We start from the raw sequence: 19,508 nt of genomic DNA, 5'->3' as shown, positions 1-19,508 counted from the left end.
AATGCATTGTCAAAATCAAATGCAGATAAGAACCTATAAAAACAAAAACAGTTGCAAGAACGTTCTTGCAACTGTTTAATTAATTATTTTTATCTAATAATCAGTATCGTTTTTTTAGGACGAGACAATCTTTTAAGTTCAACAAGATTGTTTATGATAGTTTTATTAAATCTTACATGTAAAGAATATAAAGGCAAATATCATTCAGATAAATAGTATTAAACCACATAATTTGCTTGGTAGGATAAGTACTAATATTGTTTTTTTTATATAATTTAAATGTTGTATTTTTTTCATATTCAAAATTTAGGAGAAATACAAGTGTCTTTTTTGTGATTATTCAAAGAAATCAAATACATATTTGCTGAAAAATTAAAAATACATAGATTTGTTTTTTGTAGCATATTTGCTTTTTTATAATACTTTGAATTGGATATAATTGTCTTAAAAGAACTTCAAAACCAAAATAAATCTGCTTATAAAAATGTATTCAACCATTTTTATAAAGCACTGGTTCTGTATGCTAACAATTTTTTATTTGATCAGCAGGCCAGTGAAGATGTGGTACAGGAAGTGTTTATTTTGTTATGGGAAAATGCAAAAAATATAGAAATAAATGTTTCACTCAAAGCATATTTATATGCAATGGTTCGTAATAAATCTTTAAATTACCTTAAATCGCTTAAAATTACAGATGATTTAAATGTGATTGAGTTAAACTCAATGCTTGTTTTAGAAGAAGATTTAGATTTAATTTCCGAAGAAGAAAAAACAATTCTGTATAATCATATTTTAAAGATTATTGAAACTTTTCCCAAAGGTATGCAGCAGATTTTCAAACTTAAATTTATTGAAAACTATAAATACTATGAAATTGCCCATCAAATGGGAATTTCAGTCAACACCGTAAAAACCCAACTCAAAAGAGCTAAAGTAAAAATAAGTGAATCGCTTGTTATTTTAATAGCATTATTATCTATTCATTCGTAAGAAAGTTACCTCGGTTTGTTTGTAATTTAATTTTTTCTTTATTTTTTATTAAACTTTTGTCACCCATTCTTTAGTTTCCATTGTCTTAGGTTTAAATTACATTATGTAATTGTTAATTTAACGAGATTCTGAAAAATGGAATTTAAACTGATCATAAAAAAAATAAACAATACTCTTTCGCCGGAAGAAGAATCAATTTTTGATATATGGTACAACGAATCTGCTGAAAACAGAAATTATTTTGCTAAAGTTCAGAATAGCTATCAAAGTGATATCGATAATATAAACCTTGATAAAGCATGGAATGCTATTAATAAAAAAATCACTCCCGAAAAAAATAAAAATCAGTTTTATAAGTATGCTGTTGCAGCATCAATCGCTTTATTATTGGGTTCAGGAATATTTTATTTTACAAAACCAAGAGAAAAAGTTATAGAGGTTGTCGAAAAACCAAAGGAAATTGCACCAGGAGGAAATAGAGGAATCCTGACACTTTCAAACGGAAAGCAAATTGTTCTGGCTGATATTTCGGCAAAAGATACTATTGCAAAGGAAGGAGAAAAAGAACAAGTTACAATTAAGATGGATGCTAAAGGAGTTATTACCTATGTTATAAATCCGGATGCCGATGCATCAGAAGCTGATGCAAATTTATTTAATACCCTTTCAACACCAACAGGAGGACAATACAATATTGTCTTGGCAGACGGAACAAAAGTATATCTAAATACGGTTTCGTCGATAAAATATCCAACCCAGTTTAATGGAGAGAAAAGAATAGTGGAGTTAGAAGGGGAAGCTTATTTCGAAGTAGCTAAAGATAAAAGCAAACCATTTATTGTAAAATCAGGTAATCAGTCTATTGAAGTACTTGGAACTCATTTTAACGTTCATGCTTATAATAATGAGTCAGTTGTAAAAACAACTTTATTAGAAGGCAGTGTAGCAGTTACGCATAAAAATCAAAAAGCAATTTTAAAACCGGGACAGCAATCTAATGTATCTGATAATTTTGATAAGATTGCAATTCGAAAAGTAGATGTTGAAGCCGCTATCGCTTGGAAAAACGGTCGTTTTAAATTTGATAATGCCGAACTTAAAACGGTAATGAAACAATTGGAGCGCTGGTACGGAATTAAAGTAGAATACCGTGGCGATGTATCGGATGTTAGGTTTAACGGAGGTACGTTTATGAATAAAAATTTGTCTGAAGTATTAAAAGTACTTGAGCTTAGCGATATAAAATTTAAGGTCGAAGGAAAAACAATTATTGTGTATCCCTGATTTTGGATTTACCCGATTATATTGGAACAATAAACTAAAAACCAGAAGCAGTTGCGATGCCTCTGGTTGTTAAAAAGTTTATAGCCAATATAAGTTGTCCACTATTGTTTAACTATAACTAAATGTAAATGTATGAAATTTAATTTACAACCAGAAAAGACCTTTAAGAAACCCGGAAAAAAGAAGCTTAGTCTTAATTTTTCTACTTATTTATTTATGTTAAGTGTACTCTTTATGCTGTTTTTCAGTAATACAGGACAGGCACAAAAAATTACCATTAATTTTAAAGAAGCACCACTTGAAACGGTTCTGAAAGAAGTAGCAAAACAATCCAATTACGAAGTCTTTTACACTCAGAAATTGCTGAAAGATTCAAAACCTGTTACGGCTACAGTTAAGAATTCTAGTTTAAAAGAAACACTAAATCAGATTTTTAATTCTCAAAAATTACAGTACTCGATTACTAATCAGACTATTGTGGTGACAGAGGGAAAAGAAAAACCGCAAAGTTTGGGAAACGCATTAATCGATATCCGGGGAAAAGTTGTAAATAATAAAAACGAACCTTTTCCAGGCGTATCGATTACTCTTGCAGGCACCAATAGAGTTAGTGTAACCGATTTTGACGGAAGCTTTACTTTTGATAAAGTACCTTCTAATGGTATAGTTGAATTTACTGGATTAACGATCGAAAAAAAATCTATTGCTGTTGACGGACGTACAGAATTGACTGTTGTTGTTGAAGATAAGGTTGCCGCAATGAAAGAAGTGGTGATAACGGGTTTTCAAACTATTGCCAGAAGTAATTTTACGGGTGCAATTGCCAAAGTTGACGAAAAAACATTAAACGAAAATATTAATGCTGATTTATCAAGTGCACTTGAAGGCCGCGTTGCAGGTTTGATGTTTCAGAAAAACCCGAGTGGAGCGGCGGCAGATAAACCAATTTTAAGAGGTATAGGTACTTTTTCTTCTCTGGAAGTAGGTTACAGTCCTCTTTTAGTAATTGATGGTTTACCTACAGAACTGACTCTAAATGATATTAACCCTTATGATATAGAAAGCGTAGATGTTCTTAAAGATGCAGCAGCAGCTTCTATTTACGGTTCAAGAGCAGCAAATGGTATTATTGTTCTAACGACCAAAAAAGGAAATGGAAAATTAAAAGTAAGTATAAATACAGATTTCTTTATGGCTGAAAAGCCAAATTTAAGAGATATGAATTATGCTTCTACAAGCGATATAATCGATCTTGAACAGGCTGTTTATGATAGAGAAAGAGCAAGATTTGCCAACACTTCTACCATGTTTGCCAATTATGGAGACATTGGAACCAGTAGTATGAAATATTACAGTCCGCTTTACCAGCTTAACAGAAATTTGGAAGAAGGAAAAATCACAGCTGCCGATTATGACAGCACTATGGCGCAGTGGAGAAAAAACGACTATATAAAAGATTATCATGATAATGTATGGCAGAATGAATTCAGACAGCGTTATAATATCGCATTTTCTGGAAGTACAAGTAAGCAGAATACTTATGTTTCGTTAAATTACGACGAGTCTAAAAACCGCATAAAATACAACGAAAGCAGAGCATTTAATCTGTATGCAAAAAGCAGTTTTCAAATCAATAACTGGTTAAATGCAACATTTGGAGTAAATGGAACTTACACTAATGATGATGTAACCGATGGTGATTACAATGATTATCTTACAATCCAAAAACGATACGAGCGTATTACTAGTGATAACGGAGATCTTGTAATAGCGCCGTTTGCAGGTATTAGAGATGGTTTTACTTCCAGCGGTGTTATCAATCCGGCTGTAGCCGAAAAGCTAGCCACTTTGAGCGGTTTTAAGCCAATGAGTTTTAATGTTTTGAATTCGCTGCAGGAAGGTATCGAAAAACAAAATTCATTAAGTTTAAGAGCGTTTGCTAATATAAAAGCTAAAATTTGGAGAGGATTAAGTTATAATACACAGTTTCAATACGAGATAAGAAGAAACGATAATGAGCAATATTATGACATTAACTCTTATAAAATGCGTTATGCTATTAATGCTTTAACAGGATATAATCCAACTACAAATGTATATACACCGGTAGAAGGTTTTTCAACAGGAGGACGCTACAAGCAATCTAGTAGTCAGGCGACGAACTATTCTTTTAGAAATCAATTGGATTATACGGAAGAATTTGGAGAAGGCAAGCATTCTATTAATGCTTTGGCTGGTTTTGAAATGCGTGAAACGTTTGTTCCAAGAACAATTGAACAGTTGCGTTATGGATATGACCCGGTAACACTTAGTTCGGCCGTATTAAATAATTTAGCCCTGAGTCAGACAGGAGTTTCAAGTTATATATTTGGAAACAATAGAACTCTTGCGGCTTTAGCAAGAACGCAGAAAGAAATATTACACCGTTATCTTTCATTTTTTAGTACTGCGAGTTATACCTATTTATCAAAATATAACGTAACCGGAAGTTACCGTGTAGACAGAGCCGATTTGTTTGGTGTAGATCCTAAGTATAAAAACCGTCCGTTATGGTCTGCAGGTTTAGGATGGAATGTCAGCAATGAAGAATTTATGAAACCAGTAAAGTGGGTCAGCATGCTGAAACTGAGAACAACTTATGGTATCAACGGAAACATCGATCAAAGTACAACGCCATACATTACAGCTACAAGAAGAAACGATAACTTATATCAATCTTTACAATATACTAATATTACAGCACAGCCAAATCCGATGTTAAGATGGGAGAAAACGCAAAGCACTAACGTTGGTGTAGATTATAGCTTGTTTCGAGCGAAATTAAATGGTAGTATTGATTTATATCGTAAATACAGCACCGACTTATTGGCTACTACAGACTTAGATCCAACAGTTGGAGCCTTGACCAGAAGAATTAATGCCGGAGCTTTATTAAACAAAGGAGTCGAATTTAGTGTTGGTTCTGAATGGTATAATAACGGCAATTTTCGTGTTGCTTCTAATGTAATATTTGCACATAACAAAACGACTGTAAAGAAAGTTACCAGAGCGCAGTCGACAGCCACGGTATTTGTTTCTTCACCTGGAGATTTTTTCCAAGAAAATGAATTATACAATAGCTTGTATGCTTATCGATATGGGGGAACGACTAATGGGTACCCTTATGTTTTAGATGAAAACGGAAATCCGTCAATTACTTTTGATGCTAACGGAAATCCGATTTCTACCTCCGTAAAAACGGTTACTAATCCTGATGCATTGGTAAATATGGGAACTTTGATTCCAACTTATACTGGTTCTTTGTCACAGAGATTTTCATACAAACAATTTGATTTGAACTTCTTATTTGTTTTCTCTGGGGGTAATGTAATGCGTAAAGAAGTTTTAGCTATGGATTCTGATGTCGTAAATCTTTCAGGTATTGCAGACCGTTATAATGTTAACAATCAAAATGGTAATACACGTTTATATGTAGATTTTGACGAAAGTATCAGAAATTACGCAGGAACAATCAACAGTCAATGGAAAAACTCAAGCGCAAATGTGGTAGATGGAGATTATATCAAACTTAGAAACATTTCGCTGGCTTATAATCTGCCAAAAACCTTTGGTACCAAAATGAATATTGCATCGGCAAAATTTACTTTTCAAATGAATAATATTTGGTATTGGAGTGCAGCTGGAAATCGTATTGATCCGGAAGTTTATAGTGCAAACGCAGCTACGCGTAATTTACCGTCTCCAAAAACATATTTAATTGGCTTTAACCTTACTCTTTAATAAAATGAAACAGATATATATAACACTGCTGTCGTTCATGATATTTTCAGTATCATCATGCGAAGAATATACAGATCTTACTCCTAAAGGAGCTTTGGTAGTCGAAACTGCAGATCAATTTTACGAAATGGTGTCTTTGCCAAACAGAGGTTATCCTATCAATAACTTTCAGTATCTGGTTGATGATCAATGGATGAAAGAGTCAAATGTAATAGGGCAAACACCAAACATCAATATTATTAATTTTACTTTTGATGAAACTACGGATAGGGTTTCTTTAATAAACAGTTCAAGTTTTTATAATCAGGCTTATACATATATCAACAGATGGAATACCATTATTACATTAGTTGATAACAGTAAAGGAGAAGCGAGTACCAAACAATTAGCAAAAGCAGAAGCTAAAATTAACAGGGCATACGATCACTTTTTATTAGTGAACCACTATGCAAAAGGTTATGATCCACAAACTGCAGCTACTGATGGAGGGATTTGTATCATGGATAAATTTGATTTAGAAGCACAGCCTTCAAAAGCTACTGTTGCGCAGGTTTACAATTTTATTCAAAAAGATATAGAAGACGCATTACCCTATCTTCAGGAAAAACCACTTGACGTTTACCATCCGTCATTGGCATTTGCTTATGCATTTAAAGCTAAAGTGCATTTGTTTAAACGTGAAATTGCCGACGCTCAGGCAGCAGCAGAAAAATCATTAGGTTATAACAACCAAATATTTGATATGGTTGCGTATAATGCACAAGGAGGTCCAAATGTACTTTCTGTACCAGCAGCAAATAATATAGAAGTACTAAGCTACCAGTATATGACAGGTTATAATGAGATGAATTTTGCATATCAAAATATTATAAGCCCCGAGCTGAGAACTTTATTTGGTACAAATGATGCACGTTTTAATTTGTTTTTTAATATAACCAGTACAACAAATCTGGATCAGGGGTCAAATACAGCGTATTGGGCAACTGTATATACGAAATTTTTTTATTCTACTGTTGGAATGAAAACTACAGAGGTATATTTGATGCTGGCAGAATGTTATGCCAGAGAAGACAAGCTTACAGAAGCCGTTAATATTTTAAATACAGTAAGAGCAAAACGTATTTTATCAGGAACAGTAAATTTAACTGTTCCGGCTACCCGAAAAGAAACCATGGAACTTGTTATCAATGAACGCAGAAAAGAATTACTTTTAGGTTTTAATCGCTTTTTTGATCTTAAGAGGTTAAATACTGAAACTGAATATGCAAAGACTATTACAAGAGTATTTCCAATCGTAAATAAGACCGTTCCTCAAAAAACGTATACTTTATTACCTAACTCAAGATTATATATTATTCCGTTTCCTTTATCTGTCATGATAAAAAATCCTAAACTTACCTTGAACACAGACGAAAAGGTCCCATTTTAATTCCAATGAAGAAATTATTTATTTTATTAACCATGCTTATGGCTTCACATCAGCATGGTTTTGCTCAAACTCCTGAAAAAAAAGCAGATAGTACAGGCACGCAGCCAAAAGGTATTCAGCCTTACAGTAAGATAATAACAGATAAAGCGAAAAGCAAGTCTGGATTATTTGTTGTGAGCCAGGTTGATACTAAATATTACTTTCAAATTCCTGACAGCTTGTTTAACAGATATATGCTTGTAGTAACGAGGTACCTTTCTACACCAGAAGGTTTTGGGCGTTTTGGCGGTGAAAAAGCAAACGAGCAGACTATTTACTTCGAAAAAGGATCTAACAATAACGTTTATCTACGATCATTACAATACAGACAAGACGTTAGAAATTCAGATTCGATGCTGGCAAAGGCATTATTAGGGAGTAATGAGAATCCAATAGTGGCTGCTTTTCCAATAAAAACAACCAATCCTGATAACGGAAATGTTGTTATTGAAGTTACTGATGTTTTCAAAAAAGATAATGCGATGTTTTCTTTGGAGAGTAAAGAAAAGACAGAGAAAAAATTGTCGGCTCTGGCAGATGATAAATCTTTTATTGAAACCATGGATGCATATCCTATAAACATTGAGGTAAAAACAACCAAAACCTATACCAATAGTACAGCGAGTAGTGGCACTATAACACTAAGATTCAATACCTCAATTGTACTGCTTCCCAAAAAGCCAATGCGTAAACGTTTTGCTGATGAAAGAGTAGGGTATTTCGCTAATAAATATGTTTTATTTGATGATGAACTTCAGCGTGCCCAGACAAAATATATTGTTCAGCGTTATCGTCTCGAACCTAAAGACAAAGACATTAAAAAATACGAAAGAGGCGAATTGGTTGAACCCAAAAAACAAATTGTTTACTACATTGATCCGGCAACGCCAAAAAAATGGAGACCTTACTTAATTGCTGGAATTAACGATTGGCAAAAAGCCTTTGAAGCTGCCGGTTTTAAAAACGCAATTGTTGGTAAGGAATGGCCGGAAGATGACAAGACGATGAGCCTGGAAGATGCCCGGTATTCTGTAGTAAGATATTATGCTTCTGAAACACCTAATGCTTACGGACCACGCGTGAGCGATCCAAGAAGCGGAGAAATTATAGAAAGTCATGTAGGATGGTATCATAATGTGATGAAATTGGTGCAAAAGTGGTATATGATTCAGGTAGGACCTTTAGATCCAAAAGCCAGAAAAATGCACTTAGATGATGAAATAATGGGGCAATTAATTCGTTTTGTTTCTTCTCATGAAATAGGACATACTATTGGTTTACGTCACAACATGGGAGCGAGCAGTGCAACTCCGGTAGAAAACCTAAGAGATAAAAAATGGGTAGAAGCCAATGGACATACCGTTTCAATAATGGATTATGCCCGCTTTAACTATGTGGCACAGCCAGAAGACAATATTAGCCCGCAGGGAATTTACCCCCGTATAGGAGTGTATGATAAATGGGCTGTTAAGTGGGGTTATGGATATTTTTCAAACGCAAAGGATGAGTTTGAAGAAGAAAAAATACTCAGCAGGCTAACAACTGACAGTCTTACGATTAACACTAAATTATGGTTTGGAGGCGAAGGAAAAGATGAGGATCCACGTAGCCAAACTGAAGATCTTGGTAATGATGCGGTACTTGCCAGTGATTATGGAATTAAAAATTTAAAGCGCGTAGTTCCAAACCTGATTCAATGGACATACGAGCCTAATGATGGCTATGATAATTTATCAGATATGCATAAAGCAGTGGTAAGACAATATGGTTTGTATTTGTATCATGTACTGAAATACATTGGCAATAATTACGTAACCAAAAGAACTGTTGATGAAAAAGGTGTTGTATACCAGCCAGTTCCTAAAGCAAAAGTAAAAGCGGCTGTCGATTATGTTGGCAGACAATTGTTTGTTGCTCCACTTTGGATGTATCCAAAAGAAATTGATGAGTTGATTTCTTTAAAAACAGCAAACCAAATATCAGATCAGCAAAATCAAGTCTTAAATATGTTGCTAAGTTCGGGGATGCTCTATAATATAAGCCTTAAAGCGATGCAGTTTGAAGGAGCTTATACTGTTCCTGAGTTTTTAAATGATGTAAAGCAAACAGTTTGGGTGAATTTTAGCGGCAACGAAAAATTAGATTATTATAGACGAAGTTTACAGCGAAGTTATATAGATAAGCTATACTTACTATTACTTCCTAAAGAAGCAGAAGGCAGCAGAGCCCTAAATACAGCACAGCGCAGTGATGTAAGATTGTATACCAAACAGCATCTGATTCAATTAAGAACTGATGTTACAAAATTGATGAGTGCATCAACAGGATTAAACAAAGAACATTTTGAAAGTATTTTGATAGAAATTGATAAAATTATTTCAAAACTAAATAAAACTGATATATGAAAAAATTAGTAATTATAGCATTCATTTGCTTAAGCAGTTTGGCGCAAGCCCAATTAACATCAAAGCAAGAAGTTGCTGCTGAATTAGTAGAAAAACGCGAAGCCCAAAAAAAGGAAATTACCAATAATTACCTTGCTCTAAAAAGTAATTTCATAACTTCAGACAGTCTTGCAGTTGCTAAAAATGCCTTAGCATTGCAACAGTCGTTAAAGAACTTCAGGTTTAAAAAGTTAAATCTGGAACAAATGAACGAAGGTACAAAAAAGAGAAAGGAACTTATTGAACTTGCAGCTGAGATATCTGCAACTAAAAATATCAATAAGCAGCGTAAAATTTTTGAATCTTTATCTGTTAAGTTTTGGGACCTGGCACCTAAATTTAAGGCTGAAAATACTAAATTATACCTGCAGGTTTGTCCAATGACGAGCGCAAAATGGTTGAGTGATAGCAAGGAAATCAAAAATCCCTACTATCCAAAAAATATGTTGACTTGCGGTGAAGTAAAAGCAAGTTTATAAAAATTATAATTTTGATTTAGTTGGATAAATACGGTATTCTGAGAAGGAGCCGTATTTGTCTTTTACAATTTTATTACTTGGCTTCTTTCTGATGCCAAGTCATACTTTTGCTTGTGAAAATAAATCGGAAAAATGTTCTTCTAAGATTTATATGCATACTAAAGCAGAAAAAAAGGATTGTACTACCAGCAGTCAATCCAAAAGTAAATTCATAATTCTTGTGGCGGAAAATGCAAACATTCTAAATTGGATCTTCATCTCTGGCATATATATCATTGTCTGCAAGTGTATTTTGATCTATATGATCAGGATCACTTTCTCCAAATTCTGTTGTACTTCTTTATTAAAATCCTGTTGAGAGATTTTTTTACTTTGGATATGAGAACTGTCAATAAGTGCATTTTGATCAATAATATCCGGATCTGTTTGGCGGTATTCATGGCTGTTTTGCTTTTCCATAATATTGTAGTTTTTTATTAGTTCTTTTGACTTAAATATTTACCAATTTATTCTAAAGAATACACAGAAATATTACAGAAAAATAACTTATAGTTCTTTAATTAATAGCAGTCTGCATATCTTTTCAAAAGACAAATTAGTATAAAAAAGCTTTTTAGAGAGAATTATGAATGTGGTCTGAAATTAGGCACCTCATTTCATAGAAAAGGTCATGATAGTTTGACTTAGTCACTAAAATTTTGAATTAGTAAGGAAATCACGTTTTCCATTTTTTTTTATATGGTACTTATTGAAAATTCTACTTTATTATCTTCATAAAATGAAAGTTGGAAATTATTATAGACTTCTTTTAATTCCCAATTCCAGACCGCGTAATTCGGCTAAACCTCTTAAACGGCCAATTCCGGAATATCCGGGGTTTGTTTTTTTCCTCAAATCATCCAGCATTTGGTGTCCGTGATCAGGACGCATCGGAATGACTCTTTTGGTTTTATTTTCTATTTTTACAATAGATTTTATGACTTCGTACATGTCCACATCTCCTTCCAAATGATTGGCTTCGTAGAAATTTCCTTCTTCATCGCGTTGCGTACTTCTCAAATGTATAAAATAAATTTTCTCACCATTACGATCAATCATTCCTGATAAATCATTTTCGGCAATCACTCCATAAGAACCCGTACACATACAAAATCCGTTTGAAGGAGAATCAATCGCATGTAACAACTGTACTAAGTCAGCTTCCGTACTTACAACTCTTGGCAATCCTAAAATGGGATAAGGAGGATCGTCAGGGTGAATCGCCATTTTTACGCCTACACTTTCTGCAACAGGAACAATTTGTCTTAGAAAATAATATAAGTTTTCTTTTAATTTATTGGCATCAATACCATCGTATCCCTTAAGAACTTTCAGGAAATCTTCTACAGAATAAGACTCTTCTGCACCCGGTAAACCAGCGATGATATTTTGCTGCAATTTTAATTTGTCAGCATCAGTCAGTTTTTCAAAAGATGCTTTCGCTTTTGCTTTTTGTGCTTCGGTATAAGTGTCTTCAGCTCCCGGACGTTTTAGAATGAATAATTCAAAAGCAGCGAATTCATTAATATCGAATCGCAAAGCTTTAGAACCATCCGGCATTTCGTAAGACAAATCAGTTCTCGACCAATCTAAAACAGGCATGAAATTATAGCAAACAACATAAATACCGCAAGAAGCCAAATTTTTAATACTTTGCTTATAGTTTTCTATGTATTTTAAATAATCACCAGATTGTTTTTTGATGTCCTCATGCACGGGAATACTTTCTACTACTGAAAAAGCCAATCCAGCGGCCTCGACTTCATTTTTTCGTTTCATGATTTCATCTACTTCCCACACCTGTCCGTTTTTGATGTGGTGTAAAGCTGTCACGATTCCGGTTGCGCCGGCTTGTCTTGCATCTGATAATTTTACAGGGTCATTTGGTCCATACCATCTCCATGTTTGTTCCATAATTTTGTATTTTTTGTTTTTAATTTAAAAGATTTTAGATTGAAGATTAACGATTTTTGATTTCAGAATTAAAGAATTTCGTAAAATCGTTTTTCAAAAATCAACAATGACTTTATTTACTTTGAATTATAGCATTTATTATACCTTTGTAACTTTTAAAGTTTCGACTATTTTAAATACTTGAAGCACCAAATCCCCCATCAACTTTGATAATGGTTCCGGTTACGAATTTTGACATATCACTGCATAAAAAAAGTAGTACACCATTCAAATCTTCAGGAACACCAAAACGCCCCATTGGCGTATGGTCAATAATTTTGATTCCTCTTGGAGTTAGTTCACCTTCAGGAGTCAGCAATAAAGCCCTGTTTTGTTCACCAATAAAAAATCCAGGTGCTATAGCGTTCACACGGATTCCTTCTCCATATTTAGAAGCCAATTCTACAGACATCCATTTTGTAAAGTTATCGATTGCAGCTTTCGAAGAAGAATATCCAACAACTCTTGTCAAAGGTCGCTCTGCAGATGCTGAAGAGATATTAATTATTACGCCGCTTTTTTGTTTTGCAAAAAGTTCAGAGAAAACCTGAGTAGGCAAAATGGTTCCAATAATGTTAAGGTCAAGGACTTTTTGTAAATGATCTTTCTTTAAGTCATAAATAGCTTGGTCTGGTCCAATTGTAGCACCCGGCATATTACCTCCGGCAGCATTAATGAGAATATCCAAACGGCCATTTTTTTCAATAATGATATTACGGATGGCTTCCATTTCTTCCTGATTTAAAACATTTCCTATTACAGGAAAGGCTTTTCCTCCCTGACTTTTTATCTTGTCAACAGTTACTTGTACTTTTTCAAGTGTTCGTCCCAGAATAAAGGTAATAACACCTTGTTTAGATAATACTTCTGCCATATTACTGCCCAAAATGCCTGAACCTCCTGTAATAAGAGCCACTTTTCCTTTTAAATTAAATATTGAATCCATTGTAATTATTTTTAACTGCTAATTCTTATAATTTGGTATTCCGTGTACGCACACGTTTATTGCAAATGTATGCGAAAAACTTATATATAAAAGCTATATTTGAAATAAAAAAATTAATTTTACCATTTTCCTTGAATTATTTAACTCAAAACTGAAGAATATCATAACAATTAAAAAAATAGCAGAATTGGCCAATGTTTCTCCAGGCACAGTAGACAGGATTATTCACAAGCGTGGTCAGGTTTCACAGGAGAATATAGATAAGGTAAATGCCATAATCAAAAAACATGGATTTAAACGAAACATTTTTGCAAGTAATCTGGCTTCGAATAAGAAATGCAGGCTAGCTGTTTTTTTGCCTAAGTCTGATAAACTCGAATATTGGGAAAGTCAGCTAAACGGAGTAAAGAAGGCTGCTGAAGATTTTGGAAAATTTGGTATTGAATTGCATTATTTTCTCTATGATTTTGATAGTGTTTCATTCCAAAAAATGGTTTCAAAGGTTCTTGATTTTGATTGTGAAGGATTGCTTTTTTCTCCTATTTTTCATGACGAATCTATTGTGTTTCTTGAAGAATATAAAAAGAAAAATGCACCGGTAGTGATGATTGATTCTGATATTAAAGATAAAATTGATCATTACTATATTGGTCAGGACGCCTTTAAAAGTGGTTATTTAGCAGGTCGATTAATTAGTTTTGCTGTAAAAAACAAACGAAATGTACTTGTTGTTAAAATAGCCAAAGAAATAGACAGTACTTCAGTTTACTTGCAGCGCATCAAAGGATTTTATACTTTTTTTGAAGAACATTCTGAACTAACTAATTTTAGCTTTTCTGAAGTTACCATCAAAGATCCTGATGTAAATCAGCTTACTTTGGAAATGTTTAAAGACATCAGTAGTATATTTGTACCCAACTCCAGAGCTTACATAGTGGCTCAATTTCTTGAACAGCAAAATATAAAGGGAATACGGATAATTGGTTATGATCTTTTAAAAGAAAACATAACCTATTTAAATTCCGGAATAATTGATTTTTTAATTAATCAAAAACCAGAAGAACAGGGGTATATGGGGATAAATTGTCTGTATAAAAAAATCATTTTACAAGAAAAATTAGATCCGACTCATTTTATACCATTGGATATAATCGTAAAGGAAAATTACATGTGAGTAAATAAACACAACCTAGTCATTAAGATGAAGTTATTTTGTTAATCAAAAATTTTATTATTAAAAGCTTATTGCCATTCGTATAAGTGTGCAGTTTAAGCTTATATTTTTATCTCATTACGTAAAAGATGACGAAACAAAAATCATAGATATGTTTATCATTTATAAAGTTTCGCATACAAAATGGTTAAGATTTTAAAAGTTTTGAATCGACCAAAAGTTATGTTCACTGGCGTTAATGAATCAAATTATATTATTTCATACATTTTTGAAAATAGTAAAAACAAAAAAACACTACCATTGAAAACTTTCTTACGATTATCCTTTGGTATGGACCAACACTAAGTTTAAATTGATCTACATGAATATGGGACATAATGATATGGATTATAACAAAGGCACCAATAAGGCGTTATCGTCTACCTTTAGCTCTGTTTTGCAGAACAAACTAATTATTAATGTAATGCTTTGGCTTTGCAATAATGGAAAATAGGTAATCGATAAATAATACAATAGTATTTGAAAACAAGAAGCCTTACATTTGCTGAGGAGAGTATTCTTAATTTAATTGTAGATCGTTGTTGATTTTAAATAAAGTACTATATAGACTAAAAAAAATACCAACGGAAATTTTAGTTCCATTGGCATTAAAATTATTCATTAGGGCAGAAAAATATAATTTGAAACTTACTGTTTCTCTTTAGTTTTATACCAATTCTGCATGATAAAATAAGCTTTTTTCTTTTTACCATCTTCAGAAATCAGCCCTTTTCTGTTATAACCGTCCTGAATAGTTGGCAAGAGTCTTTTAGGTGATCTAAAGTCAACTAAAATCCAAGGGCTTAATCCTGAGATATGTGGTATTTTTTCAATCATTTTTAAATTTTGAATGTAAAGATATTCTTGAAATTCTTCGGTCCAGCGATCATTTTTATCACCATGAAGCCCTTGTTTGGCACCTCCGCCAAACTCTGAAACAATTACGGGTTTGTTATAAGGTGTTTGCCACTTTTTTTTCTCAGCATCAGCTAAGTTTCCACCATACCAACCCAAGTATTGGTTAAATGAAATAATATCTAAGTAATTACCAATTTCATCATCAATCATACCTATCCCATTTACAGTGTGGGTTAATAGCGCAGCGCTAATTAGGCGTGAATTATCTAAAGATTTTGTGTAGGATACTAATTTTTTAAGAAAATTATTTCTCTCATTAGAAATTGGAGTTTCATTTGCCATTGACCAAATGATTATAGAAGCTCTATTTTTGTCTCTTGTAATAGCAGTATTTAGTTGGTTTTCTGCATTTTTGTAGGTTGCATTATTTGCAAATTCTACAGTCCAATATACCGGTATTTCTTCCCAGACCATTAACCCCACTTTATCCGCTGTCCGAACCATATTTTCATTATGTGGGTAATGGGCTAGTCTGACATAATTACATCCCATTTCTTTTGCCCAGTTTAATAATCTAAGGGCATCTTCTTGGGAATTGGCACGTCCACCTTTGGCATTTTCTTCATGTATTGAAATCCCTCTTAAAAAGATTGGTTTACCATTAAGCAGGATTTTATCATCTTGTGTTTCAATTGTTCTAAATCCAATATTGTCTTTAATTTCCTCACCATTTACAGTAATGCTTACCGGATACAATTTTGGGTTTTCTGGTGACCAGTAGGTAATTTTTTTTGCTGGAATTTCAAAATTAACTATTCCCTGGGCATTGGTTAGAGCTTTATAATTTATTTTTAGTTCAGCAATACAAACATTTACCTGCTGTTGTAAAGCAGATTTAGAATCAACTTTAATGAAACCAGAAATAATATCTTTAGAGTTCTTTTTAAGCTGCAATGTATAATCTTCTATAAAAGAGCTTGATTCCTCAACTAATGTGACATCTCTGGTAATTCCGCCATAATTCCACCAATCAGTATTAGTTGTAGGAACATCTTCTTTATGTCGTGTATTATCAACTTTAATTACTAAAAAATTGTCCTTTGCCTTAACAATATCTGTAATTTCAAAGTTAAAGGGAGTAAAACCACCTTCGTGAGTACCAAGTTTTTTGCCATTTAAATAAATATCAGATTTGTAATTGATGGCACCAAAATAAATAAAAAGACGTTTAGAAACTTTTAAATCATAATCAAATGATTTTTTAAACCAGATATTACCTTCATAATATTTTAATTCAGCAACCTGCGAATTCCAATCACCCGGAATAGTCATTGACGGAGATGTATCAAAGTCATATTCGACAAGTTCTTGTTTATTAATAGCATGATAATTATTGAAAAATGCGGAATTTGAAGGTTTTTTTTGTTGGTCATATACATCGTGATGAAAACTGTAGAATCCAGTCTCATAAGGATCAATTATGTAATTCCATTGTCCATTTAACGATGTTGTATTTCTATTTTCAACGTTGGTAATTAGCTCTTGTGCCTGACTTAAGAAGGAATAGCCTATCAATAAATAAGTTATCATTTTTTTCATAAAATATAATTTAGTTTATGGGATTAATTTTTAAGTACTCACCTTTAAAATTTTGATTTAATACTGTCATTTCAATTGGCATATTTGATTGATCAGCAGCTACCTCAATGGAAGCTTGTCCGTTAGCCATTTTGATAGCTTCTGTTCCAGTTGGAGTCCCTTGATTTTTAAGCGTTTTTCCTCCACTTAAGCATTGAAAATAAACGCGTTCCTCGTAATCCAGACAACGTATGTTTGCATCATCTACTGCTGTAGCTGTGACTAAATAATTGCCGTTTGGAAGTCTTTTTGAAGATAACTTAAATGATGTTGCAGCTTCATTTTTTGTGAATCTATAATGTATCAAAATACTATCTTTTACACTTTTAGAGTCTTTTGTCTTACCTTCAACTTTTACTAAGTTTTCACCTTCTTCAAAAGAAATGTCCCAATTTAATCCTTGTGCAGGAAATAGTTTTGAGTCTCTTTTTTTAGTTCCCAATGATTTTCCATTATGATACAAAGTGACTGTATCACAGTTACTATATACACTTACATTTCTGGGGTTTCCTTTCTCACCTTGTCTCTCAGTCCAGGTATGAGATTCAATATAGGCAAAAGGTTCTTTGCTCCAATAACTTTTAAATACATAATATGCATCTTTTGGATTACCGTTTCGATCCATAATTCCTTTCTGATTCATGTAGGGAATATCGTCTTCAGGGCGTAATGGGGTTGCGAAATCTTTAAAAGCCCATTGAATATTACCAATAAAATCGGGGTCATTCTCAGCAATGTGTAAATGCCAATCAAACAAATCTACAATATAATTTTCACTCCAATCTCCAATTTGAGCAATATTAGCTGCTTTAGTTTGTACAATAGCCTCTTCCCATCCATCGGCTGTGATAACACCTTCACCAGTAACTGGATTCTCGGTATGACGTCCCATATGACTATCACCTCCATACTCAGCATGTATAAAATGTTTATATTGTTTTTTATATACATCTATGGCTTTTTGATAGTTTTTGTAACTACCAGAATACCAACCTGACCAAATTGAAGGTGAGAATACATCAACAATCTCCGATCCTTCATAGTATTTTCTAATGGCTGTTTTGCGATTGGGATCTAATTGATGGGCAATAGTATTTAATTCTTTCAAGAAATCATTGGTTCTTTTGGTATTTCCCCCATCTGGAAAATCAGGAAGCCAATTCATTTCGTTTCCAAGCGACCAAATAATAATACTTGGATGATTATAGTTTTGGGTAATCATTTCACGAAGCATATTTTTGGTATTTGTTTGCCAAGTTTCATTGCCTATCCCGCCCCGACACCATGGTAATTCATCCCAAACCAGTAAACCAAGCTCGTCACAGGCTTTATATATTTCTGGATCTTGCGGATAATGCGCAAGACGTACAAAATTAGCTCCCATTTTTTTTATACTCTCCATATCGGCTCTGTGTTGTTTATTACTCATGGCCGCTCCAACTCCGGCATGCTCTTCATGGCGGTGTGTACCTCTTATTAATAGCCTTTTTCCGTTCAGATAAAATGGCCCATGATCTTTAAATTCAAACCAGCGTAAACCTACTTTGTCATCAAATATATCGATAGTGGTTTTATTGGTCGTAATAGAGCTCTCAAGAGTATATAAATTAGGATGATCAGTATCCCATAAATCTGGATTCTTAATATTTTCAAAAGCAATACTTGCAGTACCTCCAAGTAAAGGGACTGATTTAGTGGCTACTATTTTTCCCTTTGGATTTTTGATTACTGTTTTGATACGAGCATTTGCTATCTTATCCCAGTTATTTATTGTAAAGTCTAATGTAACTGAAGCATTTTTTGCAGTTACCTTTGGTGTATTTACTTTTAAATTGGAAATATGAGTTTTATTCATCTCTAATAACCATACATCTCTTGTAAGCCCGCCATAGATATAAAAATCACTTTTTTGAGAGGGAATAATTTCTATATTATAGCTATTATCTACTCGAATAAGAACTTCATTAGCTCCTGTTTTTAAAAAAGGCGTAGCATCTATTTTAAAACCTATATATCCGCCAGTATGAGTCCCTGCTTTTTTATTATTGATGTAAACTGTAGTGGTAATATTTGCTCCTTCAAAATACAAATAATAGTTTGAGGTACTCTTAAGGTCTTCAATTTGAATATTTTTTTTGTACCAGCTAGCACCTCGTCGATATCCAGGCTCCAGGTCGGTAACATCTTCACTATTCCAAGAGTGGGGTAAATTTATTTCACTCCAATGGCTGCTTTTATTTACTTGCTCTGCACTGGTAGTATTATCTTCTGTGTATAACCATTGACCATTAATATTGGTTTTAGTTCGTATTTCAGTTTGAATTTGAGCCCAAATTTTAACACTATTAAGAAAAATGAATAGTAAGAGTAATAATATTGAACGTGTTGTATGTAGATTATTTTGTTTTTTCATATT

Annotated in this window: 12 protein-coding genes; 7 read left to right on the top strand and 5 right to left on the bottom strand. The window is 33.2% G+C overall.

Annotated elements, in window-relative coordinates; all coding sequences use genetic code 11:
* The first annotated feature begins 429 nt into the window (after nt 1–429).
* From ACEN2I_RS16050 to ACEN2I_RS16025, 6 genes are all read left to right on the top strand, one after another.
* A complete protein-coding gene (locus tag ACEN2I_RS16050; protein WP_441767115.1) occupies nt 430–990 on the top strand; it encodes an RNA polymerase sigma-70 factor in 561 nt (186 codons plus the stop codon).
* Nucleotides 991–1,125: 135 nt separating this feature from the next.
* Nucleotides 1,126–2,274, top strand: a complete 1,149-nt coding sequence (locus tag ACEN2I_RS16045; RefSeq protein ID WP_441767114.1) for a FecR family protein — start codon at nt 1,126–1,128, stop codon at nt 2,272–2,274.
* A 132-nt stretch (nt 2,275–2,406) separates the two neighbouring features.
* Nucleotides 2,407–6,054, top strand: a complete 3,648-nt coding sequence (locus tag ACEN2I_RS16040) for a SusC/RagA family TonB-linked outer membrane protein (RefSeq protein WP_441767113.1) — start codon at nt 2,407–2,409, stop codon at nt 6,052–6,054.
* Between the two features lie 4 nt (nt 6,055–6,058).
* Nucleotides 6,059–7,483 (top strand): RagB/SusD family nutrient uptake outer membrane protein, encoded by a 1,425-nt coding sequence (locus tag ACEN2I_RS16035; protein ID WP_441767112.1) that lies wholly within the window; start codon nt 6,059–6,061, stop codon nt 7,481–7,483.
* A 5-nt stretch (nt 7,484–7,488) separates the two neighbouring features.
* Nucleotides 7,489–9,927, top strand: a complete 2,439-nt coding sequence (locus ACEN2I_RS16030; RefSeq protein WP_441767111.1) for a zinc-dependent metalloprotease — start codon at nt 7,489–7,491, stop codon at nt 9,925–9,927.
* Nucleotides 9,924–10,445, top strand: coding sequence for a DUF3347 domain-containing protein (locus ACEN2I_RS16025; RefSeq protein WP_441767110.1), 522 nt, complete (start codon nt 9,924–9,926; stop codon nt 10,443–10,445). Before ACEN2I_RS16030 ends, ACEN2I_RS16025 begins: the two co-directional genes overlap by 4 nt.
* A gap of 297 nt (nt 10,446–10,742) precedes the next feature.
* On the opposite strand, the gene ACEN2I_RS16020 is transcribed toward ACEN2I_RS16025, so the two are convergent.
* The 3 genes from ACEN2I_RS16020 to ACEN2I_RS16010 form a co-directional block, all read right to left on the bottom strand.
* Nucleotides 10,743–10,904: a hypothetical protein gene (locus tag ACEN2I_RS16020; protein ID WP_441767109.1), complete on the bottom strand. Its 162-nt coding sequence runs from the start codon at nt 10,902–10,904 to the stop codon at nt 10,743–10,745.
* A 336-nt stretch (nt 10,905–11,240) separates the two neighbouring features.
* The gene (gene uxuA, locus ACEN2I_RS16015; RefSeq protein ID WP_441767108.1) at nt 11,241–12,398 is read right to left on the bottom strand and encodes a mannonate dehydratase; all 1,158 of its coding nucleotides are present in this window, start codon (nt 12,396–12,398) and stop codon (nt 11,241–11,243) included.
* A gap of 172 nt (nt 12,399–12,570) precedes the next feature.
* Complete coding sequence (locus tag ACEN2I_RS16010) at nt 12,571–13,383, bottom strand: SDR family oxidoreductase (protein WP_441767107.1); 813 nt, start codon at nt 13,381–13,383, stop codon at nt 12,571–12,573.
* 112 nt (nt 13,384–13,495) lie between these two features.
* Between ACEN2I_RS16010 and ACEN2I_RS16005 the strand changes: the two genes are divergently transcribed.
* Entirely contained in the window at nt 13,496–14,557 is a 1,062-nt protein-coding gene (locus tag ACEN2I_RS16005; protein WP_441767117.1) for a substrate-binding domain-containing protein, read from the top strand.
* Between the two features lie 687 nt (nt 14,558–15,244).
* On the opposite strand, the gene ACEN2I_RS16000 is transcribed toward ACEN2I_RS16005, so the two are convergent.
* The gene (locus ACEN2I_RS16000; protein WP_441767106.1) at nt 15,245–17,053 is read right to left on the bottom strand and encodes a glycoside hydrolase family 2 protein; all 1,809 of its coding nucleotides are present in this window, start codon (nt 17,051–17,053) and stop codon (nt 15,245–15,247) included.
* Nucleotides 17,054–17,063: 10 nt separating this feature from the next.
* Nucleotides 17,064–19,505, bottom strand: a complete 2,442-nt coding sequence (locus tag ACEN2I_RS15995; protein ID WP_441767105.1) for a glycoside hydrolase family 2 protein — start codon at nt 19,503–19,505, stop codon at nt 17,064–17,066.
* Nucleotides 19,506–19,508: the final 3 nt, after the last annotated feature.

It is taken from the genome of Flavobacterium sp. W22_SRS_FK3 (genome assembly GCF_052113665.1).
In the GTDB taxonomy this organism is placed as follows: Bacteria; Bacteroidota; Bacteroidia; order Flavobacteriales; family Flavobacteriaceae; genus Flavobacterium.
The sequence above is the reverse complement of the archived record's forward strand: the minus strand, read 5'-3'. Positions and strand labels throughout refer to the sequence as shown.